The sequence below is a fragment of the Hephaestia sp. MAHUQ-44 genome (assembly GCF_023806085.1).
Classification (GTDB): Bacteria; Pseudomonadota; Alphaproteobacteria; order Sphingomonadales; family Sphingomonadaceae; genus Sphingomonas.
On sequence record NZ_JAMSLX010000010.1, the window covers coordinates 92,179 to 118,378 of the forward strand.

Here is a 26,200-nt window from a genome sequence, read left to right on the forward strand (position 1 = left end):
GCCATGCTGCAACAGCGCGACGAATCGGGCGCAACGCTCGTCAGCACGATCGGCGATAACGAGATCGCGATCGTCGGGCTGGCGTGCCGTTTCGCGGGCGCCCGCGATGCCCGCGACTATTGGGCCAACCTGCGTGGCGGCGTCGAATCGATCGTGCCGCTGGCCGATGCGGACCTGCTCGCCGCCGGGGTCGATCCCAGGCTGCTCGCGCAACCCAATTACGTGAAAGCGGGCGCGCCGCTGCCCGATATGGATTGTTTCGACGCGAGCCTGTTCGGGCTCAGCCCCCGCGACGCCGCGATCATGGACCCGCAGCATCGGCATTTCCTGCAATGCGCCTGGGCGGCGTTCGAGGATGCCGGGCACGATCCGACCGCCTTTGCCGGTGCCATCGGCGTTTTCGCCGGATCGGGGCACAATGCGTATCTGTCCTACAATCTGCTCACCAACCGGCGGCTGGTGCGCGATGTCGGGCTGTTCCTGCTCCGCCATACCGGCAACGACAAGGATTTCCTGTCCACGCGGCTATCGTATCTGCTCGACCTCAAGGGGCCGAGCGTCAACGTCCAGACCGCGTGCTCGACCTCGCTGGTCGCGGTGCACGTGGCGGTGCAGAGCCTGCTCAACGGCGAATGCGACATGGCGCTCGCCGGCGGGGTCTCGATCGATCTGCCGCATGGCCAAGGTTATCCGTATCAGGAAGGCGACATCCTGTCGCCCGACGGCCATTGCCGCGCGTTCGACGCCGGGGCGCAAGGCACCGTGTTCGGCAGCGGCGCGGGCGCGGTGGTGCTGCGGCGCCTCGCCGACGCGCGCGACGATCGCGATCATATCTACGCCGTCATCAAGGGCTCGGCGGTGAACAACGACGGCGCCGGGAAGGTCGGCTACCTCGCCCCCGGCGTCGACGGGCAGGCGCTGGCGATCAGCGAAGCGTTGAGTATCGCCGAAGTCGATGCGCGTAGCATCAGCTATGTCGAGGCGCACGGCACCGGCACCCCCGTGGGCGATCCGATCGAGATCGCGGCGCTGACGCAGGCCTTTGCCCAGGACACCAGCGACACCGGCTATTGCGCGATCGGATCGGTCAAACCCAATATCGGGCATACCGATACCGCCGCGGGCGTCGCGAGCCTGATCAAGGTCGCGCTGTCGTTCGAGCATGGCGAATTGCCGCCCTCGCTCCATCATCAAGCGGACAATCCGGCGTGCGATTTCGCGCGTACCCCCTTTGTCGTCAACGCGGCGCTCAAGCCCTGGCCGCGGCGGAGCGGGGCGCCGCGCTATGCGGGCGTGAGTTCGCTCGGGGTGGGCGGCACCAACGCGCATGTCGTGCTCGGCGAAGCGCCGATCACCGATCACCCCGGTCCCTCGCGCCCGCGCCAGCTTATCGTGCTCTCGGCCAAATCGCTGAGCGCGCTCGACGCCAACAGCGTGGCGCTGGCCGAGCATTTCGATGCCCATCCGCACGCCGACCTTGCCGACGCGGCCTATACGCTGAGCACCGGCCGCCGCGCGCTGCCGCACCGCCGCATCCTCGTCGCGGCCGACGCGCGCGAAGCGGCCACGTTGCTGCGCGACCAGTCCGCCGACCGCGTCGTGACCCGCGAGTGTATCATCGCCGGGCGCCCGGTGGCCTTCCTGTTTGCCGGCGGCGGCGCGCAGCATGTCGCCATGGGGCGCACGCTTTATGCAATCGAGCGCGTGTTCGCCGCCGCCGTCGACGAATGTTTCGAGGAACTGGCACGGTTCTGCGACACCGATTTCCGCGCGCTGCTCTACCCCGAGCCCGATCGCGCCGCCGCGGCCGCGCGCGCGCTCGAACGGCCCTCGATCGCGCTGCCGTTGCTGTTCACGATCCAGGTCGCGCTGGCGCGGCTCTGGGCTTCATGGGGGGTGCGCCCCGCCGCGATGATCGGGCATTCGATGGGCGAATATGTCGCCGCGCATCTGGCGGGCGTATTCACCCTCGGCGATGCGCTGCGGATCGTCAGCGGACGCGGCCGGCTGTTCGAGACGGTGCCGCCCGGCGCGATGCTCAGCGTGCCGCTTGGCGAGGACGACCTGCGCGCACTGTTGCCGCCCGAACTGTCGATCGCCGCGATCAACGGCCGTGGCCTGACGGTCGCGTCGGGGCCTGTCCCGGCGATCGACGCGCTACAGGCGATGCTCGCCGCGCGCGCGATCGAGACGCGGCGCATCCCGATCTCGGTGGCGGCACATTCGGCGATGCTCGCACCGATCCTCGACGATTTCCGCGCGCTGCTGGGTACGATCACGCTGCACGCGCCCGAGCAGCGCTTCGTCTCCAACCTGACCGGCGACTGGATCGGCAGCGACGAGGCGACCGACCCCGAATATTGGGTGCGCCATTTGCGCGAGCCGGTGCGCTTTACCGACGGGCTCGATCGGCTGCTCGACCAGCCCGACGGCGTGCTGCTCGAAGTCGGGCCGGGGCGCGTCCTGTCGAGCCTCGCGCGCCAGCATGTCGGGCGCACGGGCGCGGGCGCGGTCTTCAACAGCCTGCCGCACGCCGAGGATGCGACTTTCGATCTCGATCATATGCTCAGCGTCGCAGGGCAGCTTTGGGCGTCGGGCGTAGCAATCGACTGGCACGGCTATTGGCGCCACGAACGCCGCAGCCGCGTGTCGCTGCCGAGCTATCGCTTCGACCCGCAACGCCACTGGATCGCACCGGGTGCGGTCGAGGTTCAGGCGCAGGCCGATCCCGACGAACCGCTGGAGCGCCGCGCCGACCTCGCCGACTGGCTCTACGAACCGCAATGGACGCGCGCCGCGCTGCCCCCGGCCGAAGCCGATGGAGCGACCGCACTGGTGTTCGCCGACGCCTTGGGGCTCGGCGATGCGCTGGCGGCGCGGTTGCGCGCGCAGGGAAGCGACGTCGCGCTGGTCCGGCCCGGCAAGCGCTTCCACATCTGCAAGACCGGCGAATTCACGGTCAATCCAGCCATACCGGCCGATTATCAGGCGCTGGTGGCGCATCTGTCCACGCGCGGGCGGATGCCGGAGACGATCTGCCATCTGTGGCAGATGACCGGCGATCGCCGCCGCCGGACCGCACCCCGCGCGATCGCGACGGCGCAGGACAGGGGATTGTTCAGCCTGCTCTATCTCGCGCAGGCATTGGGCGAGAACGATCCCGATGTCGCGCTGCACCTGATGGTCGTGTCGGACGGGACGCAGCGGATAGCGGATGAGGCCGTGCCCGCGCCCGAAAAGGCGACGTCGCTGGGGCTTGTGCGCGTGCTCGGCCAGGAATTCCCCAATATCCGCGCGCGCAGTATCGATCTGGTCTGCCCGCCCTCCTCGTCGGCGCGCGTCCGTCTGGCGGCGTTGCTCGCGGCCGAAGCGGGCGCAACCGACGATGCCGAGACGATCGCCTATCGCGCGGCCGAGCGCTGGGTGCAGCGGATCGTCGCCACCCCCGCCCCCGTCCGTGCCGATGCGCCATGCACCATTCGCCCCGAGGGCGTATATCTCATCACCGGCGGACGGGGCGGAATCGGGCTGACGCTCGCGCGCCATCTCGCCGGGCAATATGGCGCGCGGCTCGCGCTCATCGGCCGGTCGGCGCTGCCGCCGCGCGCCACATGGGCCGACCATCTCGCCCGAGCGCCGCTCGACGATCCGCTCGCCCTCACCTTGCGCCAGTTGCTCACGATCGAGGCGGCGGGCGGCATCGTCCTGCCGATCACCGCCGATGTGAGCGATCGCGGCCAGATGCGCCGCGCGGTGCGTACCGTCCGCCAGCAACTCGGCCCGATCAACGGCGTGTTCCACACCGCCGGGTGCCTCGATGACGGCCCGCTCCAGCTCAAGACGCGCGCCGCGACTGAAGCGGTGCTCACGCCCAAGCTCCACGGCACGCTCGCGCTCGAACAGGCGCTGGCGGGCGAACGACCCGATTTCCTGATGCTGTTCTCCTCGGTCAGCGCGGTCGCGGGGCTCGCCGGGCAGGTCGATTACGCGGCGGCCAACGCCTTTCTCGATGCCTACGCCCAGGCACGCCATAATGACGACGCGACGCGCGTGATCTCGGTCGGGTGGAGCCAGTGGCGCGATGTCGGGATGGCGGCGGCGCTCGCGCGGCAGAGCGATGCCGAACCCGCATTGGGCCCCGACACGGCAATGCCGATCGATCATCCGTTGCTGACGGGGTGGCACCGCGTGTCGGACGAGACCCATGTCTTTACCGGGCAGCTTTCGCCCGCCACGCACTGGCTGCTCGACGAGCACCGTCTTACCGACGGGCAGGCGCTGATCCCCGGAACGGGCTTCCTCGAAATTGCGCGCGCGGCCTATGCGGCCATCGCCCCCGGCCCGATGGTGTTCAGCGACGTGACCTTCCTGGCGCCGTTCGCGGTGGCCGATGGCGCGGCGCGCGACATCCGCGTCCATCTCGAGCGCCGCGACGCGAGCGACTGGACGCTGCGCATCATCGGGCGATCGGATGCGGAGGCATGGCAGGAGCACGTCCGCGGCACGATCGCCGGCCTCGACGCCGCCCTGCCCGAGCCGCTCGATCTGGGCGCGATCGCCGCGCGCTGCGACAGTACGATCCCCGTCGACACGATCGAGCACCCGCCGCATCTGCGTTTCGGCGCACGCTGGCAGCTTGTCGATCGCGCGCAGGCAGGCCGTGGCGAAGCGCTGCTTGGGCTGACGCTGCCCGAGGCGTTTCGCGGCGATCTGACGGCGATGGCGCTGCATCCCGCGCTGCTCGATTTCGCGACCGCTGGCGCGCAGACGCTGATCCCCGAACGTGACGGCAGCCCCGCCTTCTTCGCCCCGGTCTCCTACGGTCGCGTCAGCCTCTACGCGCCGCTGCCGGGGCGCATCGTCAGCCATATCCGGCTGCGCCCGGACGGCGACGCCAGCGGCGCACTCGCGATCTTCGACGTCACGATCACCGACGACGCGGGCACGGTGCTCGCCGCGATCGCCGACTTCACGATGCTTCGGCTCGACGACACGGCGGCACTGCACCAATCCCGCGCCGTGGCACCCGCGGCCAAGCCGAGGACGACGGCGAACGATATGGTCCAGGACAGCCAGCAGCAGGCGATGCTTCCCGCCGAGGGGATGCGCGTCGTCGAGGCAATATTGGGGGGGCAAGGCGGCGCCCATATCCTCGTCTCGCCACACGATCTGATGCCCGCGATCGACCGGCTGCGCGCGCCGCACCGCGTTCGCGCCGCCGATCAGGGGACACCGGCCGCGCTCCCGGCCGAGGCGGCACCGCGTACCGAGGCCGAGGCGCTGATCGCGCAGATGTGGGGCGAGATGCTGGGAATCGACGGCGGCCTCGGCCGCAGCGACGATTTCTTCGATCTCGGCGGCCATTCGCTGCTCGCGGTCCAGTTCGTCAACCGCCTGCGCAAGCGGACGGGCAAGACCGTTGCGCTCGGCGCGCTGATCGAGGCCTCTACCGTCGCGCGGCTGGCGGCGGTGTTCGATCCCGATAGCCCGGTGCTCGATCCCGACGCGGTGGCGAGCGACAGTCCGGCGGCGGACGACCAGCAACCGCCGCAACCGGCCTTGCCCGGCGTGACGCGGCTCCGCGCCGGGAACGACCCGGTGTCGCTGTTCCTCGTCCATGACGGGCTCGGCGAGACGCTGCTGTACCGGACGCTTGCCTTCAAGCTCGACGGCGCGCGCAGCGTCTACGGGCTCGAACCCGAACGCAACGACGACGGCCAATATCGCCATAGCGCTATCAGCGACATGGCCGCAGGACATATCACACGCCTGCGCACGCTCCAGCCGCACGGCCCCTATCTGCTCGCTGGCTTGTGCGCGGGCGGGGTCATCGCCTTCGAGATGGCGCGCCAGTTGGAAGATGCGGGCGAGGCCGCGCTGTTCGTCGGGATCATCGACGCGGCCGATGTCGATGCGGCCGAGCGGCCGTTCCGCGTCGCGCGCGCGCGCCTGCACCGCGCGCGCGCGCTGTTCGGCATCGGCGCCGGATCGCCGCCGGGGCTGATCCCGCTGGTCACCGCCCTCATCCGCAAGGTGGTGAGCGTCATGCGATACGAAATCGGGTCGAGGATCGCGCGCCTTCAGCAGACGCGCGCGGTCGATCGGCTCGGCACCCACGGCGGCGCGGCGCGATGCGACACCGCGCCGCCACCCGATCTTGGCTTCCTTCAGATCTATGAGGTCGCGCATCGCCGGCATCACCCGCACGGCCTGTTCGCGGCGGGCGATGTCGTGCTGTTCAGGGCCATGCAGGGCAATGGCGCCGAAGACGATATGCCGTTCACCGAGGTCTATTCGGATTGCATCCTCGGTTGGGGCAAGCGCGTCGCGGGCGACGTCACGATGATCCCGGTGCCCGGCGGCCACACCAGCGTGCTTCAGGAACCCGGTGTCGCGGTGCTCGCCACGGCGATGCAGGAGCGGATCGACCTTGCCCTCGCCAGCTACAACCCGCCCGACCCGGCGCTCGCCCCCCCGCCCGACGATCGCGCGCGCGCCGATGCGCCGCAGGAAATTGCCGTCGAGTTGGCGCTATGAGCGAGGCCGCACCGCGGATGCTCGTCTCGATCGTCAACTATTGCACGGGAACGCTGGCGGTGGAATGCCTCGCCAGCCTGGCAGCCGAAGTCGCCACGATGCCGGGGCTGCGCGCGATCGTGGTCGACAATGCCTCGGGCGACGATTCGTGCACGCGCATTGCCGCGGCGATCGCCGCCAATCGCTGGGGCGACTGGGCTGAGCTGATATGCGCGCCGATCAACGGCGGCTTCGCTTATGGCAACAATCTGGCGATCAAGGCCGCACGCAACCGCGCCGATCCCCCCGATCTGATCTGGCTGCTCAACCCCGACACGCGCGTCATGCCGGGCGCCGCCACAATACTCGCCGCCTTCATGCGCGATCACCCTGCGGCGGGGATCGCGGGCAGCGGCTTGCTGAACGAAAATAACGTCCCCTGGCCCTATGCCTTCCGCTTCCCGAGCATTCTCGCCGAAATCGAACGCGGGATGCGGCTCGGCATCGTCACCGGGCTGCTCCGCAATCACCAATTGCTCCGGCCGATGAACGGCGCCGCAACCCCGGTCGATTGGGTCTCTGGGTCGAGCATGGTGATCCGCGCCGCGATAATCGACGCGATCGGGATGATGGACGAAGCCTATTTTCTCTATTTCGAGGAAACCGATTTCTGCCGCCTCGCGCGGGGCAGCGGCTGGGAATGCTGGTACGTCCCGCAAGCGCAGGTCATGCATCTCGCCGGTCAAAGCACCGGGCTGCACGACGATCAGCCCACCATCGGGCGGGTGCCGCCTTATTGGTTCGATTCACGCCGCCGTTATTTCGTCAAGAATCACGGGCGGCTGTATGCGATCGGGGCGGACATGGCGTGGATCGTCTCGTACCTGCTCTGGCGCGTGCACCGGCGACTGCTATCGCGGCCAGATCCCGATCCGCCCAACCTGTTGCGCGATTTCATCGCGGGCTCGGCGTTGCGGCCCGATCGCACCAGGGCCGTGCGGTGACCGATGGCGTCGATCGCGCCCGATCTCCTCATTGCACGGACAATGGAGGCCCACCGGCTTGAACTCGACGTGCCGTTCGAAATCTGGCGGATCGATCTGTCGCAGGCCCCCGGCGAGATCGGGACCGTCACGCTATCGCACGCCGAACTGGCGCGCGCGGATCGGTTTCGCCAGCCTCGTGACGCACGGCGTTATCTGGCGGCACACACCGGGCTACGTCATATTCTGGAGGAATATTCGGGCATTCCCGCCGCCGCCCAGCATTTCACCCGCACGATCCATGGCAAGCCCGCGTTGACTCACGGCGGGGGCTGGCAATTCAACCTCAGTTATGCCGGCGATACGGCGCTGGTTGCACTCGATATCGATCGCGCGCTGGGGGTCGATATCGAACGCGACCGGCATATCGCCGATGCCGAGGAACTGGCGACGCTCCACTTCACCGCGGCCGAGCAAGCGGCGCTGGCACGGGTTCTGCCCGCCGACAGATGCCGCGCGTTCCTCACCGGCTGGACCCGCAAGGAAGCCTGCCTCAAGGCATGGGGTACCGGCTTGCAGCGCGCGCCGCGTACAGTCGATGCCGGGCTCGATCCGGCAACGACGACGGTGCGGGCGGCCGATGCGCCCCCGCTGACGGTCGGCTCGTTCGGGTTGGAGGGCGGGCTGATCGGCGCCTGGGCGTGCACCGATGGAGGCGCCGGCAATGGGTTGGGGTTCAATATGCGCCGCGCCCGGCCGCGACCACCCACAACGTTCGCGCCAGAATATAGAGATCGAACCCCAACGACCAGCGCTCGATATAGTCGAGATCGTAATTGAGCCGGTGGATCAGCTTGTCCTCGGTATCGGTCTCGCCGCGCCAGCCGTTGACCTGCGCCCAGCCGGTGAGCCCCGGCTTCACATTGTGGCGGCGCGCATAGGATGAGGTCACGTCGGCGAACAGCGTGCCGCCCGCGCGGGTCGAGGGTGCATGGGGTCTCGGCCCCACCAGCGACATCTGTCCGAGCAGGACGTTGATCAATTGGGGTAGTTCATCGAGGCTCGTGCGGCGCAGCCAGGCCCCGAGGCGCGTCACGCGTGGATCGGTTCGGCGCGCCTGCGTGATCGTCTCGCGCGAACACGCATCGGCGTGCATCGTTCGAAATTTGTAGACCGGGAACAGGCGGCAGTTGAAGCCCTCGCGCATTTGCCGGAACAGCACCGGCCCCGGAGAATCGAGTTTGATCGCGATCGCGATGATCGCCATCAGCGGCGCGAGCACCGCCAGCGCCAGCAACGCGAGAAGCCGATCCTCTGCGGCCTTGAGCAGCCGCTGCGTATCGGTCAACGGGCGGCGCTGCAACGCGACCAGCGGCAACCCCGCCATCAGCAGGATCTGCCGCTCGGTTTCACCCGGCGAGAAATGTTCCGCCGCGAGCCGGACCCCCACCGGGGTGCGCGCCAGCCGCTCGACCACGCCACGCAAGCGCGCTTGGGCCGACCAGGGCATCGCGATGATGACCTCATCGACGATATTGGCGCGGATCAGCCCGATCAGATCGTCGATTCCGCCCAGATAGGGCACGGGCAGATCGCTCTGATCGGGCACCTCATCATCGCACAGCCCGATCAGCGACAGCGCGAGCCCCTCGGTCGCCGTCAAGTGACGCGCCAATGCGACGCCGGGCGCCCCGGCACCGAAAATCACCGCTACCCGGTTGAAGCTGCCCGATCCGCGCAACCACATCGCGCCGCCGACGAACAACCGCCGGCCGACCGCGAGGCCGACAGCGCCGATCACGAACCAGAGGATCAGCACGCGGATCGGCAGGATGTCGAACACGCCCACCGATCCGACCACGCCGACGATGAACAGCGTCGCGCTCAACCACGCGCCAAGCGTGCGGCGCCCCGCCTCCTGCCACGCATAAAGGTGGCTCGGATCGTAAGCCCCCACCAGATGACCCGCCCCGATCAGCAGGCACGCCGCCGCGGGGCCCAGCCGCGCGATCCCGATCTCGCCGGCGCCGACCCCGGCCGGATTGGTGAGCAAGGCGGCGATCCAGCTTGCGGCTACGACGGCCCCGAAATCGAGCACATGCGCCACCACCGCCGCGCCATGCTCGGGCATGGCGATCCGCTTTCGGCGATGGATGGAGGATGTGATGGCCGCCGGTTCACGCGCGATGGCAGCGGCCGGCACGCCCTCCGCGCGCCCAGGCCGATGGGGTCGCCAGGAGCCGATGGACCCAGGCGGCGCGTCGATCATCGGCAGGCATTCATTCGGGCCCGAAGCCGTTAACCAGACGCAGCGTCTGCCGGTCGGCCGGGTCGTCGTTCTCCAGATCGAGTATCCCGAGCTGGATGACATGCGCGATCATATGCGCGCGGTTGCGCGTCCGGGTTTTCAGCCGGGCATTTTCGATGTGGCGTTCGACCGTAGATTTGGCGATCGCCAGATGATGGGCGACTTCCTTCGCCGACATCCCGCGAGCAATCAAGTCAAGGACCTGAATTTCTCTTGACGTTAACTGCGTCAACTCATGAACATTTCTCGGCATACACTACACCACCATCGTTCTGGACGGCAATCGTGCCCCAAACGGGGGCAGAAATAAATGCAGGAGCAGCAAGAAATTTCTAAGTGGGTATTTTCCGCAATATGTTTCGCTCTATTACTCGGACCATTTGTCGCTTTCCTACAAAATCGTCATTCTTGGTTAGGGCTTTACCACAGGTGTATTTTCACATACGTTCATCGTGCGCAGAGATTCCGTGATGACGTGGGATCGAGTCGGGCGGTTGAGGCGCATCGGGGCGACGCTAAACGCAGCGTCGTCGAAAAGAAGGGAGTGCTGCCACACACCTCGACCCTCAGGTTGGATTGGAACGACCATGAACGAACGTCACGCACCCAGCGAATGGCTGACGGCAAGGGAGATGCAGGTTCTTCAATCTGTCGCTCTCGGCTTCTCCGCAAAGGAGATCGCCAAACACCTTCTCATCGCCCCGCGCACGGTGGAGCGCCATATCGACCACATCCGGCTTAAGACGAGAACGCGCAACAGATCTCATATGGTCGCCTTTGCGCTGACCAACGGGATGATCGGCGACGACACGCCAACCGTCGATCGTCCCCGGCACAACCAAAGCGATCTCTTTTCATACATGATGTGAGGCGGGGACGCCGTTTCGTCATATTGGATCGGGCCGGGGTCGCGCCAGGCCCACCCACTATGTCGGCCACGGCATCGCGCTGATCCAGATCATGGGGGAGCCTTCCGCCTGTCGTTCAACGGCGCTTGGCAGCGCCGGGGTTTGCACAGGCTCCATCCCCCATGGTCTGAAGCGCCAGCACGCGGTTTTGTCCACGCGTCCGGCGCCAGCCCTCCCTACCCGACATGTCACCGCGCGTCGCGCATTCCCGACGTAAAAAAACAGGGTGACCGGCCAAAGCCGATCACCCCGAGGAGGAAGATCTGCGGCGGCCGCGTGCCGCCGATCGTCAGAAGCGGCCGCGGATACCCACCAGCACCGTGCGCCCCGGATTGTAGTGGTTGAAGGTCGCGTTCGGGAACTGGAAGTAGCTGCTCTGGGCTTCCTTGGTGATGTTGATCACGTTGAGCGTCAGGCTCGGCAGATAATCGTTGCCGAAAATCTTGCCGAGATCGACGCTGCCCGAGAAATCGAGCTGGCTGTAGTCGTTGCCGAAAATCGCCGCATCGGGAATGCCATTCTGGTTGAGGCCCGATCCTTGCGACCCCTCGTTGAACGTATAGCTCAACCGTCCCATCAAGCCGTTGCCTTCATAATAACCCGTCAGCACATAGGTGGTCGGCGACACGCCCAGCGCAACCGCCGGCGCGCCCTCGCCTTCGCCCTTCTGATCGATGATGGTCAGGTTGCCCTGCACACCGAAGCCGCGAACGCCGATATAGTGCGTCAGGAAATCGAGCGGCTGGGTGATCTGGAATTCAAGCCCGTTGACCTTGAGCTTGCCCCCGGCATTGACCTGCTGCTGGATGACGATGTCGACCGCGTTCGGATCGCCGCCTTGCGCCCGGGCCCGCAGCGCGTCCTTCTGCGCCGCGGTGAGCGAATCGAAGGTGATGCCATAGGGGGCGAGGAACGAGAATGGCACCGTCCGCAGCCCGTTGACCGTGAAGCCAGTGATCGACTTGCGGAACGCCGCCACCGCGATCACGCCTTCACCGCCGGTATAATATTCGAACCCGAGATCGATATTATCCGAAATGAACGGATCGAGCGTGTTGTTGCCAACCGTGCCGACATCGGCCGAGGGCTGGACGAAGCTCGCGCCCGGCAGCAACGCATTGGGATCGGGCCGCGTCATCGTCCGCGACACCGAGGCACGCGCCACCGCCTTGCCGGCGAACTCGAACGCGAGGCTCGCCGATGGCAGGAAGTTCGAATAGACGCTGCGCGTGGTCGGGAAGGTGATGATGTTGGGATAGCGCGCGCCGTCGGGAAGCGACGTGCCATCGGGCAACGTATTGCGCGCATCGGGCACGCTGACGCGCCCGCCCACGATCTGCTCGGTGCGGACATAGCGAACGCCGCCGTTCAGCCGCAGTGTGTTTTCGCCCAGATCGATCACCGCATTGGCTTCGGCGAACGTCCCCGTGACCTTTTCATGGATCAGGCCGCCATTGGCACCGCTGCTGCCCGAACTGACCTCGGTCGCATCGGCAAGGAAGCCGTCATAATTGGTCGCCTTGCGGAATTTATCCCAATCGACGGTGATGAAGCCGGTCTTGTCGGCCCGCAGAAAGCCGGGAACCGCCGCGGTCGGAACCAGCGAGCCGCCATAGGTGATCGGCGCGCCGCCGGCGGTGTAGTTGGTGCCGTATCCGGGATAGGTGGGAAAGCCAGCAGGCGGCGTCGCGCCCGGCTGATCGAGCCCGGTACACGGCGTGGTCGCGGTATTGGGGGCGGTCAGCGTCACGCTGGGATCGTTGCCGCAGACCAGATTCTGCCACGGGTTGGTGTTGTCGAACGGCATGATGCGCCGCATCGTATCGTCATAAGACCCGCCGACGCGCACGCTGAAGCGCGCCGCATCGCCGAACAACAGGCTGCCGCGGATGCCCTTGGTTTCGGTCTTGCGCTCCTCGCCGTTGAGGTTGAGGCGCCCGCCACCGGCCCATCCGAAATTGTTCGGATCGTTGAGATCGACATTGGTGTTGAACTCGGGGATGCCGCCGTTGTTGACGTAATTCACCGTGATGCCGCTGCTGGGCGGCGTGATGACGAGCACGGTCGGGCTTTCGCGGCGGAAATTGCTCTTGGTGTAATTGAGCTGGAGATCGCCCTTGATCCAGTCGTTGACGATAAAGTCGACACCCGGATTGACGCCATAGAAATCGACCGTGTCGCGATACGGCCGGAATTCGAGGAAGAATTGCGAATTGAGATAGGTGCCGCCGGTAACGACGCAACCGTCGCTGCAATCCTCGCGATCATAGGTGGTGTTGGTCGGGATGGTCGCGCCGTTGCGCACCACCCAGTCGATGTCCGAGCGGTTGAAGTCGGTCGTGCGCTTGGCATACATGCCGTCGACATAGAAATGGAAAGCATCGCTGGGCCGCCATTCGAGCGACGCGATGTAATTCTGCCGCGTGCGCGATCCCTCTTCGTAGCGCGGGCGGCCAAGGCGCGGCAGGATGCCGTTGTCGATCTGATCGATCGTCGCGCCCGGATTATGCGCAAGCAGGAACGCTTCGTCGATCGTGTCGCCGACGGTGAGCCCACCGCCCGCATTGACGGGAACCGTCCCCGGAATCGTCCAGTTGCCGCCGCCGGTCGGGTTGCGCGAGCCCGCGCGCTGTGCCGCGGTGAGATTGGGATTGGTGAAGCCGATCGTCTCATAGCCATCGACGACGAACTTGCTCTTGACCGCCGCCGCGCCGACCAGAATGCCGAAATTGCCGAAGGTGGTGCTCGCCACGATATTGCCGCGATACCCCCATTTGTCGGCAAGGCTGACCTTCGAGCCTTGCAGCCCATAGCTGACATAGGTCTTGGGATTGTCGAACGGCCGGGCCGAGCGCAGGTTCACGGTGCCCGCCGCGCCGCCTTCAAGCTGGCTCGCCGTCGGCGACTTGCTGACCGTGAGCTGGGTGAACAATTCGGTCGGCAGCAGATCGAGATCGACCTCGCGGTTGGTGCTCTGCGCATCGAAACGCACCGACGCGATCGCGACCGGCGCCCCGTTGAGCAACACCCGCGTGAAATTGGTGCCGAGGCCACGGATCGCAACGTTCGATCCTTCGCCGGTCACTTCGCGCGAAATCGTGACACCGGGAATCCGGTTCACCGATTCGGCGATGTTGGTATCGGGGAATTTGCCGATATCCTCGGCGAAGATCGTGTCGGTGAAGCCGATCGCCTCGCGCTTCGCCTCGGCCTGGTTTTGCAGCGAGGCGCGATAGCCGGTGACGACGATCGCCTGATCGGGCGAATCGATCTGCGTCGGCGCCGCCTGGTCGGCGGCGTTCTGCGCTGCCGAGGCGTCGGGCGATGCCGCCGATTGCGCCATGGCCGGCCATGCCGTGGTGGCCAAAAGGAGCGCGGCAATCGCGCTGGCCCGGCGTACGTCCTTCGTCGTCCCCATCAATCCTCTCCCTGAAAGTGTTCTCCGCCGGAATTTGCTTGGTGCCGCATCCCGGTTACGAATGTATGGTAGCGCTATCCTGACAGGCACGTCAATATGACGACCTGTCGATCATCAGGAATCATGCCGGGCGCCGAACCGCCTGCCTTCCTCCACAGCCCGACATGGTGGATTCGCGGAATATGGGAACATTATCCAGGCAAATCCCGGAGGATCATCCGCACGACAACGCCTTGGAACACCTCCGGAAAGGTGCGACGGAGCATCGATTACCGGCAACCCTTGTTGATAGCGTTACCTAAATGTCACATAGGACAGGTAAAGTCCGCCTTGTGCTCCGGCACGCCTGCACGGACCGCGCCCCAGTTTCAGGCCGCTGGATGATGCCCCCCGTGGAAGCCGCGCGTCCGGCTCCACGCGAGGAACAGTTCGGGCCAGATCCCCGCGGGCTTGCCGATCACGCCGCGCAACCCGAAACCATGGCCGCCCTCGGTGAAGAGGTGGCATTCGACCGCGATGCCCTGCGCCCGCACCGCCGCGCGCAAATCGATCGTGTTGCCGACCGGGACGGTTGCATCGTCCTCGGCATGGCACAGAAAAAACGGCGGCGCGTCGCTGGGCACATTCTCGGCGGGCGTATGCGCACTTTCGCGCGCGCGTGAGGCATCGGCGCCGAGCAGCAGCGCGCGCGACCCCGGATGCGCGAGCGGCGCGTGCATCGACTGGACCGGATAGATCGGCGCCGCGAGAAATGGCCGCGCCGACAGCCGGTCGCTGGCATCGACGGGATCATAAACGGCGCGCGCGAACCGCGTCGCGAGATCGGCGCAGACATGGCCGCCCGCGGAAAAACCCATCACCCCGACGCGCTCGGGATCGACCGCATCGCGGCGCGCCCGCGCGCGGATCACCCGCATCGCCCGCTGCGCATCGGCGAGCGCGACATCGGGCCCCGCCTTCCAGCCATCGCCGGGCAAGCGATAGGTGAGAACATAGGCGCTGATCCCGCGCGCCGACAGCCAGCGGCCGAGTTCGTTGCCTTCCTTGTCGACCACCACGCGCTGATAGCCGCCGCCCGGCGCAATCAGCAGCGCCGCGCCATTGGGCCGAACCGCCCGAAAGATCGCCAGTCGCGGTCGCGCGACATGCTCGACGGCGCGATCCTGAAACGCGCGATCCTTGCTGCGGTCGATAATCACCTCATGCGGCGGAACCGCAGGCATACCGGGCGCGGTTCCCGGCCACAGGTCGATCTCCTCGTCCGGCCCCGGCAGATCGGCGATCGGCAGCGACGATTGGGCGTGCACCGTCCCGCCGATGGCGGGCGCGGCGAGGCCGGCAAGGACGAGCGTGCGGCGATCGAGCGTCATGGCAACGCTTCGTAGCGGAAATCACGGAAGGTCGCGATGCCCTTGCCGGCTGCGTATAGCGCGGGGCGGAGCGACAGGAAATCGCCCGCGACATTGTGGTGATAGCCCGAGACCTCCATCTGCACCCCGAACCGCCGCCAGCTACGGCCGCCGTCGAGGCTGGTCTCGATCGTCACGATGTTGCGATCGTTGGTGATGCGGATGCGGATCGGCCCCGCGGCCGTCCCGGAAGGCCCCGCCCGCCGCCGCTGGCCATAACGGTGCATCACCAGTCCATCGCGATCGACACCGAGCCCCGCGTAGAGCCGCCGGCTGTAGAACAGCAACAGCCCCGCCTCGACGCCGCCGTCGAGCACCACCTCGACCGAGATCCGATAGCGCTGATCGCCCGCGATCAACGACACTGGCGAACAATCCGCAGGGCTGCTCCCCTTGCCCGCAAGCCGCAGCGCGCGATTGCCGAAGGTCACCCGCCGCTTCTCGTCGGGCGCGGGATCGTAGAACGCCCAGAGCGGCCCGAAACGGTCGTGCGAGAAATCGTCGCTGAGCGGCATCCCGTGCGGCACCACGGGGCCCGCGATCGGCTTCGCGAGTGCGTGCGACAGGTCGCCCCCGCCGAAGCGCGGCCAGCCGTCGTCGCTCCACGTCACCGGCGCGAGCAGCGTTTGGCGCCCGAGCGTCCAATAGCCGTTCTCATAGCCATGATAGACCGTCCACCAGGCGCCACCCGGCCCCTCGAACACGGTGGCATGGCCGCGCGACCACCATTTCTCGGCGGCGCTTTCGGTCCGCACCAGCGGGTTGGCGGGATCATCCTCCCACGGCCCGTCGAGCGACCGCGCCCGCGCGGCGATCACCATATGCCCGGTCGGCGGCCCCGCCGTCCCGCCCACCGCGGTAATGAGGTAATAATAATCGCCGCGCTGCATGATCTTGGGGCCTTCGGGCGAGAAGCTCTCGACCACCCAATCCTCGGGATAATGCCACGGATCGTAGACATGCTCGACCGGCCCCGCCGTCGCCAGCCCATCGGGGGTCAGCGGCACCCGGTCGCCGCCCGACAGGAACAGCCAGCGCCGCCCGTCGGCACCCACCGCATGGCCCGGATCGATATGATCAGGCAGGTCGAGATCGACCGGCGCCGACCACGGCCCCTCGATCCGATCGGCATGAATGACGTAGATTGAGCGCCGCTCGGGCGTGCGCGCGGGGATATAGCAATAGAAACGGCCGTCATGCTTGATGAGTTCAGGCGCCCAGACCGAGCCGATCGGCACCGTCAGCGCCGCCGTCACCGGCCGCCAGTTCACCAGATCGCGGCTGTGCCAGATGACGATGCCGGGATAGGCATCGAAGGTTGAAAAGGTGATGTAATAATCATCGCCATCGCGCACGATGCTGGGATCGGGATGGTCGCCGGCGAACACCGGATTGAGGAAAGTACCGTTACCCAGATCGGCACGACGCTGCCCCTCGAAGCCCTTGCCCCAGCGCATGTCCTCATAAGGGTCGAGCGACGCGGACGCCGCCGGCCCTTGCGCTGCGACCCGCGGCGCGATCATCATCGCGCCCCCCGCCGTCACCAACCCCTTCAACGTGTCGCGTCGATTCATCGTTGAGCCTCATAAAAATGCGGCGCGCCTTGGTGCAAGACGCGCCGCCAGTGGGAGGAAGGTAAAACCGTGGCCGATCACAGACTGAACCGGGCTCCAATCAGGATCGTGCGGCCGAAATGGTTGTTCTCGTAATTGCGCTGGGCATCCACATCGGTCCACCGCTGGCGGTAATCGTCGGTCAAATTGACGCCCTGCAACGACAGTTCGAGCTGCGGGGTGATCTTGTAGCGAAGCGACGCATCGACGTTCACCGCATCATTATAGCCCTCGAAGACGTTCCCCGTAGCGCTGTTCGCATCGATGAACCCCTCACGATAGCTGACCGACCCGCGCGCCGAGAATTTGCCGTCCTCATAATAGAGCGTGCCGTTGAACGCCCGCTTCGACACCCCGAACAGCGTCGTCGACCGGGGTTCAGAAACCAGCGCTCCACCGGGAACTTTCGCCGGCCCCGACACATTGTAATCGGCGCTCGACCGGATGAAGGTCGCGTTGCCGATGAAGCCGAAATTCGACAGGATGCCCGGCAGGAAGGTGAACGGCGCCTGGACCCCGATCTCGACACCTTCGAGCGTTGCGCCTTCCCCGTTGATCATCGACTTGATCGTCCACTCGCGACCCTCGGGGTCCTGCGCAGCGGGCGAACTCGGCGTGATGATCGACGTCGGCAGCCCGGTCGAGGCGAACGTGCCGCTGCGTGTATCGGCAACCGGGAAGCTCTCGATTTCCTTGCGGAACACCGCAACCGAGAACACCGATTCGGGCGCAAAATACCATTCGACGCCGATATCGAAATTGGTCGCGCGATACGGCTTCAGATTCGGATTGCCGAAGCTGATATTGTAGTTGAACCCGTCGATCGAGCCGCCCGGCGTCAAATTGCCCAGGCTCGGGCGTGTCATCACCTTGGCGATCGCACCGCGCAGGATGATGTTGTGGGCCGGGAACAGCGAGACGTTCATCGCCGGCAGCCAATCGTCATAGGTCCGCGACACCGACACCTCGGTCCCGCTGCTCAACCCGCGTGAACGCTGCGCGGTATGGGCGTAGCGCATGCCGGCGTTCGCCGCGTAATCGAGCCCGAACAGATCGCCCTTGATGTCGACCTGCATATAGCCGCCGGTCACCTTCTCGACGACGCCGCGCGTATTGCCCGCGTCGATCGCCAGCGCCCGATCGTACAGCTTGGTGAAGGCGGTTCCCGCCTCCAGATTGGGGATGAGCCAGGTTTCGGTGGTGCCCGAAGGCTGGCCGGCCTTACCCAGCGTGAAGCTCTCGGCAAGCGCGTCGGTCGCCTGGAAACCGTAGACGGCGTCGGGGCCGTTATAGCTCGAGGGCGTGCACGTGATCGTACCGAGAACGCTGTCCGGGCCGCCCTTGCTGGGACATACCACCGTATCGCGCGTGAAACCCTCGATATCGTATTTGAAGCGACGGTACATCGCGCCCGTCTTGAGCGTGAAGCCTTCCGCCACGTCCCATTCGGTGCGCAACTGCGCCGTCTGGAAGGTGTTGACCACGCTCGACGGGCGATCGCGGATTTCGGCGAGCTGGAAATTGGCCGGATCGCTGACGCTGGTGCCGAACGTCAGGCGCGGGCTCCACATATCCGAATAATCGTATTGGTAGCCGGTAGCATCACGATCGTCGAAGATAAGCGTGGTTTCGACCGGGATCGTCGCGTCGGATTTGGAGAACCCGCCCACCGCGGTGAACCGGAAACTGTCGGTGAGATCCTGATCCCAGGTCGCGCCGACCTGATAGAATTCGGTCTGCGATTTGCGCAGATAATGTTCGGTACGCACCCAGGCATTGTCGAACGTGCCCGAAATCAGGTTGTTATTGCCGTCGATCGTATAATCGACCACGTCGATCGTTTTTTCGTTCGACCGAAACAGAACCTCGCCCCATTTCTCTTCGCGGGTTTCCTTGAACTTCGAATAAAGCGCGTCGAGCGACACCTTGGTCGCGTCGGTCGGCGCCCATTGGACGCTGCCGGTCACACCCAGCCGTTCGCGCGCGTGGCGCACCTCGCCATAGCGCGGGATACGCGGATGGAAGGCCAGCGCGACCTCGTCGCAACCCGCACTCGACACATATTTGCCATCGCCACCGTAGCAGGGCGTGCCCTTGACCGACTTGAACGGCGCCTGCGCCCAGCGGACCGAATTGTTGCCCAGTTCGAGCGTGTCGGTATCCTGATAGGCTGCTGAAATCGCGACGCCGAGCGTGCCGTCGGGCGACTTCCACCCGAGCAGCCCGGCAAGCCGCGGGCCGAGATCCTTGCTGAGCGTGTTGTACGAGCCCTGCGCCGACCCGACGAAGGTCAGCCCTTCCTTGCCCGCGAGCGGATTGCCGGTGTTGAGATCGACCACCGCGCCGAGCGAGCCTTCATCGAGCGACGCTTCGGCGGTCTTGTGGACCACGATCGAACTGAACAATTCGGAGGCGAAGACGTTGAAATCGAACGCACGGTCGCGGTTCGAACTCGCACCATCGGTCGATGTCGCCACCGTTTCGAGGCCGTTCACGCGGACGCGCGTGAATTGCGCCCCCAGACCCCGCACCGTGATCGCGCGGCCTTCGCCGCCGTCGCGCTGGATCGAGATGCCGGGAATGCGCTGGAGCGATTCGGCCAGATTCTGATCGGGGAATTTGGCGATGTCTTCCGCGACGATCGCATCCACCGCCGACACCGATTCGCGCTTGAGGCTGAGCGCCTGTTGCAGCGAACTGCGGAAACCCGTGACGACGATGTCGCGCGCGTCCTCGTCCTCGGCGCCGACCGTATCCTGCACGGGCGCCGCTTGCGGTGCAGCCGCCATCGCCGCGCTCGCGACAACCGCCGCGGCATCGGTGACCGGCGGCGTCGCGCCATCTTCGGCAAATGCCGGCGCGGCCAGCCCCAACGTCAGGGCAATCGCGGAACTTCCTGCAAAAACCCGGCGAATCGCGATACGCTTGTCCTTCATCATCCTCTCCCCTTTCGGTCGCATCGCGCGACTCACTTTATTGACACCGGTAGCCTCGCGCGCGTCGGCCGCGAGCATCCGGCCCTGAAAAACCGACAAATCAGGAGATGGCGAAGCGCCTTGCGAGCGCGCTTTGGTGCCAACATCGCCATTCTCCCCCGCATCACGTTAGTGACGACCCGTTCCTGATTGTTTAAGGTAACCGGTGTCAGAAAGTTGGACGGAAACCCCTGGTCTGTCAATAGGCCCTGATCTGGAGGACGAAACATGCTTCGATCGATCGCTATAAATCGCCGTTTTCCGCTGTTTTTTGCCGCGGTCGGGGCCGCATCGCTCTCCTGCGCCGGCGTCGCACAGCACAACGCCCCGCGCATGGTGGTGGTCGACGAACAGGACAGCGTCCGTGATGAGCCGCCGCCGCACGGTGCGATCGGGATGAGCACGGCCTATCGCATCTCCGACGGCATCGAGGGCCGGACGATGGAATTCCGCAAGCGCGTGCTCCATCCCGGCGCGGCGATCGGCGAACACCGTATCGCGCATGACGAAGTCTATTACGTGCTCGACGGCGAGGGCGAGGTCGTCTCCGATGGCGAGCGCCGGGCGTTGCGTCCCGGCTCGGCGGCCTATCTGTTCGACGGCGCTGTCGTCGGCATCGCGCAGAAGGGCGCGGCGCCCCTCACGCTCATCATTGCGTATCCGATCCCGACCGATTGAGCTGGCGGCTCAGGTTCCGGGCTGGATATAGGGCACGCGGGCGAACAACTCGCGCTGCCACCGGCGCGGATCGTTCTCGATCCGGCTCTCGACATCGACGATCAACGTCGCGCGGCGCTCGAGATCGTATCGCGGCCACGCGATACCGCCCGCAACGTTGGGATCTCCCGTCGCCGCAAATGCGACGAAGGCGTCCTGAAGCGTCTTCGAGGCCGCCCGCGCACCGGCGCCGGTTCCGGTGAGCGATCCGTGCCCATCGAGCGTTCCGAAGACCAGCGGAATATCCATCCCATGGGGGGCGCCGTGGTCGGGGTGCGTGGGCGAAGCGAAATCGACCTGATAGACCCACGCGGGCGCCCCGGCGCGGGCCCGCGCCTCGGCCTCTATCACCTGCCCGCGCCAGCTTCGGCCGGCGGTCGTCGCCCCCCAGAACACGTCGTGCGGGGTCCAGCTCGGAAAGTGCGCGCGATATTGCGAGATCACCCATTCGGGCAGAATATCCACCCGGAGTTCAGGCGCGATGCGCTCGGCAATATTGTCCCAGTTGAGCCCTGCCACTTTGGCGCTGCCGGGGCTGACGAAGGCGCGCGTCTCGTCATGCGTGTTGCCGAGCATCATCGGCATCGCGGTCGATTGCGGGTTGGCATCGGGCCAGAAGGGGTGGCGCGTCAGCCATTTCATGTCGAGCACCGGCCCGAAATAGATCGTGCCGCCAAGGATCGGATCGGTCGCGTCGCCGGCAGCAACCAGCGTCTCGGTCGACGCCGTCAGCAATGGCGACAGATCGTCGCCGCGCACCCCCAGCCGATCGAGATAGGCGCGCGTGCGCGCAGACGCATTGAGCGGGCCCGATGCCGTGACTTGCTGGCCGCTCATCGTCGCCGCGCGGTGAAACAGGCCCTTCGCAGCGGGCATTCCCATCATCGTAGCGATCTTGGCGCCCCCGCCCGAGGTGCCGAACGTCATCACGCGATCGGGATCGCCGCCGAACGCCGCGATATTGTCGCGCACCCATTGGAGCGCGAGGATCAGGTCGAGCTGGCCGTTGTTCCCGCTATCGGCGAAGCGCGGATCGAGCCGCGCGAGATAGAGATAGCCGAACGCGTTGAGCCGGTGGTTGACGGTAACAACTACGCAATCGCCCCGCGCCGCCAGATGATAGCCGTCGTTGAGCGGATCGGTGACGCTGCCGTTCGAATAGGCGCCGCCGTGGATATAGAGCACCACCGGCAGACGCGCACGCCGATCGGCCTGGGGCGTCCAGATGTTGAGGAACAGGCAATCCTCGGACTGCGGGCCGTATTGATCCCCCAATTGCGGGCACACGGGGCCGAAGGCTTTCGCCGCAATGGGATCGCGCGTCGGCGCCACCGCCACCGGCGCCAGAAACCGCTCGGCGCGGCCGTAACGGATGCCGCGAAAGCGCAGCACGCCGCGATCGCGATCGCCCTCGAACCGTCCCGCCGGCGCCGTGACCGACACGGATTGCGCCGCCGCCCGGGCGACGCCCGGTGCCAGCACCAGCGGGGCCATGCCGGCGGCCGCGACGATCGCGCGGCGTCCGATCCCGCTCATCGGGCGAGCCACCCGCCGTCGACCGCAAGAATATGGCCGTGGACATAGCGCGCGGCATCGGAGGCGAGGAACACCGCGGCGCCCCCTAAATCGGCTGCCTCACCCCAGCGGCCCGCCGGAATGCGTTCGAGGATCTGGCGATTGCGCGTCTCATCGGCCTGCAGCGCGGCGGTGTTGTTGGTCGTGATATAGCCCGGCGCGATCGCGTTGACGTTGACGCCCTTTGCCGCCCATTCGTTGGCGAGCAGTTTGGTCAACCCTGCCACCCCCGATTTGGCGGCGGTATAGCTCGGCACGCGGATGCCGCCCTGAAAGCTCAGCAGCGAGGCGATGTTGATGATACTGCCGCTGCCCTGCCCTACCATGTGCCGCGCCGCCGCCTGCGCGAGGAAGAACAGGGATTTGAGGTTGGTGTCGATCACCGCGTCCCAGTCTTCCTCGGTGAAGTCGAGGCTGTCGGCGCGGCGGATGATCCCGGCGTTGTTGACCAGAATATCGAGCCGGCCGAGCTTTTCCAGCGTCTCGTCGACGACGCGCCGGACCGGGGCGATCGTCGTCAGATCGGCCGAGACCAGTTCGGCGCGGCGACCGAGCGCGCGCACGCCGGCGGCGGTTTCCTCCGCCGGCGTGCGGCCGACACATGCGATGTCGGCCCCCGCTTCGGCCAGCGCGAGCGCGATGCCCTGGCCGATCCCGGTGTTGGCGCCGGTCACGATCGCGACCCGACCGGCGAGGTCGAAAGGATTGCTCATCGCGCTTACGCCAGCTGGCAGATGTCGAGGACGTTCATGTCGGTATAGTCCTGATTCTCGCCCGCCATCGCCCAGATGAAGGCATAGGCCTTGGTGCCCGCGCCCATATGGATCGACCAGGGCGGCGAGATCACGGCTTCCTCGTTCTGGACGACGAGATGGCGAGTGGCCTCGCCCTCGCCCATGAAGTGCATCACGCGATCCGAAGCGAGATCGTCGAGTTCGAAGTAGAAATAGATTTCGCTGCGGCGTTCATGGACGTGCGGCGGCATCGTATTCCACACCGATCCCGGCTTGAGCACGGTCAGCCCCATCACGAGCTGGGCCGAATCGCAGACGCCGGGGATCACGAGCTGGTAAATCGTGCGCTCGTTCGATTCCTCGAGGCTGCCGCGGTCAAGCGCATTGGCTTGCGTGATGCCGAGCTTGCGGGTCTCGAACGCCTTATGCGCGGGGCACGAGGCGAGATAGAAACGCGCGCCGTCGCCCGAGAATACGACGCGCTTGGCGCCCATCGTGACGTAGAGGCAATCCTTGTTGCCGAGCGCGAACGCCTCGCCGTCGACGGTCACCACGCCATCGGCCTTGCCGACATTGACGACCGCCAATTCGCGCCGCTCGAGAAAGGGGTGGCCCGCGGCGGAGACCGGCTCGGTCTGATCGGGAAGCACCACCTCGCCGGTCTCGACCGCAACGCCACCGATCACGAAGCGATCGGCATGGGTGTAGTTGAGCACGCACTCGCCGGCGCGGAACAGGCCGGGGATCAGATAGCGATCGCGCAGTTCCTCGTTCGAAACGCACTCCATCATGTCAGGATGCGTGGCGTAATAGGTGCGATCGAACATCAAACTCTCCCTTGATCATCGTGGGTGTCGCGCTTGGGCACGAACGGTGATCCGCTACTGGTAACCGGTGTCAGCGCCAAGTTCAATGCCCTGCTTCAACGGGGTGCCCGGTCCCTGCCTCAGCCGTCATGGGGCGGCGCCACCGAGGCGCGGTGGATCAGCGTCGAGAGGAACATCGACGGCTCGATCACCTCGGTCGCGGGATCGTCACCCGCGCCCGCGGTCAGCTTGAGCGCCGCCGAGCGCGCCATCGACGCGATCGGCCAGCGCACCGTGGTCAGCGGCGGCCAGAGGTGCCCCGCGATCGGCGTATCGTCGAAGCCGATCACCGAAAGATCGCGCGGGATATCGAGCCCACGCTGGCGCGCGGCATGGACCACGCCCGCGGCCATTTCATCGTTGCTCGAAAAGATCGCGGTCGGTCGCGGCATCAGATCGAGCAAGCGTTCGGCCGCGACGATCCCCGATTCGAAGGTGTAATTGCCGTCGGCGATCAGGCTGCGCGGCAGCGCGATCCCCGCCGCCTTCAGGGCATCCTCGAACCCCAGCCGCCGTTCGAGCGCCGATCGGAAACCGTGCGGCCCCAGCACCAGCCCGATCCGGCGATGTCCTTGCGTTATCAGATAATTGGTTGCAGCGTGGACCGCCTCCCGATCGTTCGACGCCACCATATGTTCGGGCGTATCGAGCTCGGCCGACCCCATACGGACATAACGACAGCCGATCGAATCGCACAATTTGGCAACCGAATCATTCTCGCTCACCGGCGGCATCAGCAGCACGCCGAACAGCCGCTGGCGTTCGAGAAAATGCCGAAGATCGTCGAGCATCGTTGCCGATCCGCGGTTGAGCGGGCGCACCACCATCTCGAATTCGGTGCCGTACAACGCCTCCAGCATCCCCTGCTGGACGTTCATCACCGTCTGCGCGTTCGGATTGTCGTGGACCAGCCCGATCAGATAATTGCGGCGCAGCGCCAGCGCGCGCGCCTGCGGATTGGGGATGTAACCGAGATCGGCGATCACCTGCTCGACGCGCTCACGCGTATCGTCATTGAGCAACGGTGAGCGGTTGATGACCCGGCTCACGGTTTTCTTGGAAACGCCCGCGACGCGCGCGACATCGTTGATGGTCGGCCGATTGGTTTTCTGCATCGGCACAGATGTAGCGCGGATCATGCGCCAGGGCCAAGCCAAGACGGACAACGAGAGGTCAGCACCGTAAACCGCGCCGTTAGCGCCCGCCCTGACAGCAAACCGGAGAGCGCAAGAATTGATGGTTTCATCATATTTTTCAGCATTCTAACATCAAACCCCGTGGCCTACCCACGATCCGCCTTGTCAATGACACCGGTTTCCATTAGCCAAGACGCACCACGATATGGTCGTGACACACGAGGGGTTTAGGGTGGCTTCAACCGACGTTTCCGATGATACGGGCCTGATCGCACGAGCGTTCGTGGCCGCGCGACGCGAGGCACGCGGCCTCGGCAGCTACCCCGGCACCATCCCGCCCACGCTCGACGCCGCTTATCGAGTGCAGGACGCCGCGATCGCGCTCGACGGCTCCACCATCGGCGGCTGGAAGGTCGGCAAGATCGATCCGCCGGTCGATGGTGCCAATCGGCTGGCTGGCCCCATTTTCACGCACCTCATCACCGCCGATGGCGATACGCCCGTGGCAATGCCGGTGTTCGCCGAGGGGTTCGCCGCGGCCGAAGCCGAATTCCTGCTCAGGATCGGCACCCCGCCACCGCCCGGCAAGACGCAGTTCACCACCGAGGAAGCGATCGCGCATATCGATGCGGTCCACCTCGGGATCGAGATCGCCAGTTCGCCGCTGGGTGCGATCAATGACCTTGGCCCCGCGGTCACGATTTCCGATTTCGGCAACAATTGCGGCCTCGTGGTCGGTGCCGCGATCCCCGACTGGCGCGAAACCGATATCGCGGCCTGGCCCGTCGCGTTGCTCGTCAACGGCCAACAGGTCGGCGCGGCCCGTGCCGCGGCGATGCTCGACGGCCCGTTCGGCGCCGCGCGCTTTCTGTTCGAATCGCTCGCCGGCCGGGGCATCGCACTCACCCGCGGACAATGGATTTCGAGCGGCGCGGTCACCGGCGTGCACGCCGTCACGATTGGCGATACGGTCGAGGCGCACTTCAATGACAACCACGTCGTCCGCTGCACGATAAGGGCGGCGTCCTGAACCACCCAAACA

General features: G+C 66.1%; 16 protein-coding genes. 6 read left to right on the top strand and 10 right to left on the bottom strand.

Features of this window, described 5'->3' with window-relative positions; all coding sequences use genetic code 11:
* Window positions 1-3 precede the first annotated feature (3 nt).
* The 3 genes from NFE57_RS11915 to NFE57_RS11925 are packed head-to-tail and all read left to right on the top strand — an operon-like array spanning window position 4 to window position 8,339.
* A complete protein-coding gene (locus NFE57_RS11915; RefSeq protein WP_252135806.1) occupies window positions 4-6,537 on the top strand; it encodes a type I polyketide synthase in 6,534 nt (2,177 codons plus the stop codon).
* Window positions 6,534-7,520: a glycosyltransferase family 2 protein gene (locus NFE57_RS11920; RefSeq protein WP_252135807.1), complete on the top strand. Its 987-nt coding sequence runs from the start codon at window positions 6,534-6,536 to the stop codon at window positions 7,518-7,520. The genes NFE57_RS11915 and NFE57_RS11920 overlap by 4 nt, the downstream gene beginning before the upstream one ends.
* A gap of 3 nt (window positions 7,521-7,523) precedes the next feature.
* The gene (locus tag NFE57_RS11925) at window positions 7,524-8,339 is read left to right on the top strand and encodes a 4'-phosphopantetheinyl transferase family protein (protein WP_252135808.1); all 816 of its coding nucleotides are present in this window, start codon (window positions 7,524-7,526) and stop codon (window positions 8,337-8,339) included.
* Here NFE57_RS11925 and NFE57_RS11930 read toward each other — a convergent pair.
* Both NFE57_RS11930 and NFE57_RS11935 read right to left on the bottom strand, forming a co-directional pair.
* A complete protein-coding gene (locus tag NFE57_RS11930) occupies window positions 8,236-9,630 on the bottom strand; it encodes an undecaprenyl-phosphate glucose phosphotransferase (RefSeq protein ID WP_252135809.1) in 1,395 nt (464 codons plus the stop codon). The genes NFE57_RS11925 and NFE57_RS11930 overlap by 104 nt on opposite strands.
* 148 nt (window positions 9,631-9,778) lie before the next feature.
* Window positions 9,779-10,060 (bottom strand): response regulator transcription factor, encoded by a 282-nt coding sequence (locus NFE57_RS11935; protein ID WP_353653918.1) that lies wholly within the window; start codon window positions 10,058-10,060, stop codon window positions 9,779-9,781.
* A gap of 334 nt (window positions 10,061-10,394) precedes the next feature.
* Here NFE57_RS11935 and NFE57_RS11940 point away from each other — a divergent pair, with 334 nt between their 5' ends.
* Complete coding sequence (locus NFE57_RS11940) at window positions 10,395-10,676, top strand: response regulator transcription factor (protein ID WP_252135810.1); 282 nt, start codon at window positions 10,395-10,397, stop codon at window positions 10,674-10,676.
* Window positions 10,677-11,004: 328 nt separating this feature from the next.
* Here the strand turns inward: NFE57_RS11940 and NFE57_RS11945 are convergent, their stop codons facing one another.
* The 4 genes from NFE57_RS11945 to NFE57_RS11960 form a co-directional block, all read right to left on the bottom strand.
* Window positions 11,005-14,133: a TonB-dependent receptor gene (locus tag NFE57_RS11945; protein ID WP_252135811.1), complete on the bottom strand. Its 3,129-nt coding sequence runs from the start codon at window positions 14,131-14,133 to the stop codon at window positions 11,005-11,007.
* A 368-nt stretch (window positions 14,134-14,501) separates the two neighbouring features.
* Entirely contained in the window at window positions 14,502-15,503 is a 1,002-nt protein-coding gene (locus NFE57_RS11950) for an alpha/beta hydrolase (protein WP_252135812.1), read from the bottom strand.
* Complete coding sequence (locus NFE57_RS11955; protein WP_252135813.1) at window positions 15,500-17,116, bottom strand: family 43 glycosylhydrolase; 1,617 nt, start codon at window positions 17,114-17,116, stop codon at window positions 15,500-15,502. Before NFE57_RS11955 ends, NFE57_RS11950 begins: the two co-directional genes overlap by 4 nt.
* 77 nt (window positions 17,117-17,193) lie before the next feature.
* Window positions 17,194-20,094, bottom strand: a complete 2,901-nt coding sequence (locus NFE57_RS11960) for a TonB-dependent receptor (protein WP_252135814.1) — start codon at window positions 20,092-20,094, stop codon at window positions 17,194-17,196.
* 369 nt (window positions 20,095-20,463) lie between these two features.
* Between NFE57_RS11960 and NFE57_RS11965 the strand changes: the two genes are divergently transcribed.
* Window positions 20,464-20,808: a cupin domain-containing protein gene (locus tag NFE57_RS11965; protein WP_252135826.1), complete on the top strand. Its 345-nt coding sequence runs from the start codon at window positions 20,464-20,466 to the stop codon at window positions 20,806-20,808.
* Between the two features lie 9 nt (window positions 20,809-20,817).
* Here NFE57_RS11965 and NFE57_RS11970 read toward each other — a convergent pair whose 3' ends face one another.
* The 4 genes from NFE57_RS11970 to NFE57_RS11985 all read right to left on the bottom strand — a co-directional run bounded on the left by NFE57_RS11970 (window position 20,818) and on the right by NFE57_RS11985 (window position 25,137).
* Complete coding sequence (locus NFE57_RS11970; RefSeq protein ID WP_252135815.1) at window positions 20,818-22,383, bottom strand: carboxylesterase/lipase family protein; 1,566 nt, start codon at window positions 22,381-22,383, stop codon at window positions 20,818-20,820.
* On the bottom strand, window positions 22,380-23,135 hold the full coding sequence (kduD, locus tag NFE57_RS11975; RefSeq protein ID WP_252135816.1) for a 2-dehydro-3-deoxy-D-gluconate 5-dehydrogenase KduD: 756 nt from the start codon (window positions 23,133-23,135) through the stop codon (window positions 22,380-22,382). Before kduD ends, NFE57_RS11970 begins: the two co-directional genes overlap by 4 nt.
* Window positions 23,136-23,140: 5 nt before the next feature.
* Window positions 23,141-23,983: a 5-dehydro-4-deoxy-D-glucuronate isomerase gene (gene kduI, locus NFE57_RS11980; protein WP_252135817.1), complete on the bottom strand. Its 843-nt coding sequence runs from the start codon at window positions 23,981-23,983 to the stop codon at window positions 23,141-23,143.
* Between the two features lie 119 nt (window positions 23,984-24,102).
* Window positions 24,103-25,137 carry a LacI family DNA-binding transcriptional regulator gene (locus NFE57_RS11985; RefSeq protein ID WP_252135818.1) on the bottom strand — a complete coding sequence of 345 codons (1,035 nt, stop codon included), beginning with the start codon at window positions 25,135-25,137 and terminating at the stop codon, window positions 24,103-24,105.
* 226 nt (window positions 25,138-25,363) lie between these two features.
* On the opposite strand from NFE57_RS11985, the gene NFE57_RS11990 reads away from it, so the two are divergent.
* On the top strand, window positions 25,364-26,188 hold the full coding sequence (locus tag NFE57_RS11990; protein ID WP_286207806.1) for a 2-keto-4-pentenoate hydratase: 825 nt from the start codon (window positions 25,364-25,366) through the stop codon (window positions 26,186-26,188).
* Window positions 26,189-26,200 lie beyond the last annotated feature (12 nt).

Coding starts and splice junctions, on each gene's coding strand:
- NFE57_RS11915 (WP_252135806.1), top strand. CDS start 4: ATGCTGCAACAGCGCGACGAATCGGGCGCAACGCTCGTCAGCACGATC.
- NFE57_RS11920 (WP_252135807.1), top strand. CDS start 6,534: ATGAGCGAGGCCGCACCGCGGATGCTCGTCTCGATCGTCAACTATTGC.
- NFE57_RS11925 (WP_252135808.1), top strand. CDS start 7,524: ATGGCGTCGATCGCGCCCGATCTCCTCATTGCACGGACAATGGAGGCC.
- NFE57_RS11930 (WP_252135809.1), bottom strand. CDS start 9,630: ATGCCCGAGCATGGCGCGGCGGTGGTGGCGCATGTGCTCGATTTCGGG.
- NFE57_RS11935 (WP_353653918.1), bottom strand. CDS start 10,060: ATGCCGAGAAATGTTCATGAGTTGACGCAGTTAACGTCAAGAGAAATT.
- NFE57_RS11940 (WP_252135810.1), top strand. CDS start 10,395: ATGAACGAACGTCACGCACCCAGCGAATGGCTGACGGCAAGGGAGATG.
- NFE57_RS11945 (WP_252135811.1), bottom strand. CDS start 14,133: ATGGGGACGACGAAGGACGTACGCCGGGCCAGCGCGATTGCCGCGCTC.
- NFE57_RS11950 (WP_252135812.1), bottom strand. CDS start 15,503: ATGACGCTCGATCGCCGCACGCTCGTCCTTGCCGGCCTCGCCGCGCCC.
- NFE57_RS11955 (WP_252135813.1), bottom strand. CDS start 17,116: ATGAATCGACGCGACACGTTGAAGGGGTTGGTGACGGCGGGGGGCGCG.
- NFE57_RS11960 (WP_252135814.1), bottom strand. CDS start 20,094: ATGATGAAGGACAAGCGTATCGCGATTCGCCGGGTTTTTGCAGGAAGT.
- NFE57_RS11965 (WP_252135826.1), top strand. CDS start 20,464: ATGGTGGTGGTCGACGAACAGGACAGCGTCCGTGATGAGCCGCCGCCG.
- NFE57_RS11970 (WP_252135815.1), bottom strand. CDS start 22,383: ATGAGCGGGATCGGACGCCGCGCGATCGTCGCGGCCGCCGGCATGGCC.
- kduD (WP_252135816.1), bottom strand. CDS start 23,135: ATGAGCAATCCTTTCGACCTCGCCGGTCGGGTCGCGATCGTGACCGGC.
- kduI (WP_252135817.1), bottom strand. CDS start 23,983: ATGTTCGATCGCACCTATTACGCCACGCATCCTGACATGATGGAGTGC.
- NFE57_RS11985 (WP_252135818.1), bottom strand. CDS start 25,137: ATGCAGAAAACCAATCGGCCGACCATCAACGATGTCGCGCGCGTCGCG.
- NFE57_RS11990 (WP_286207806.1), top strand. CDS start 25,364: ATGGTCGTGACACACGAGGGGTTTAGGGTGGCTTCAACCGACGTTTCC.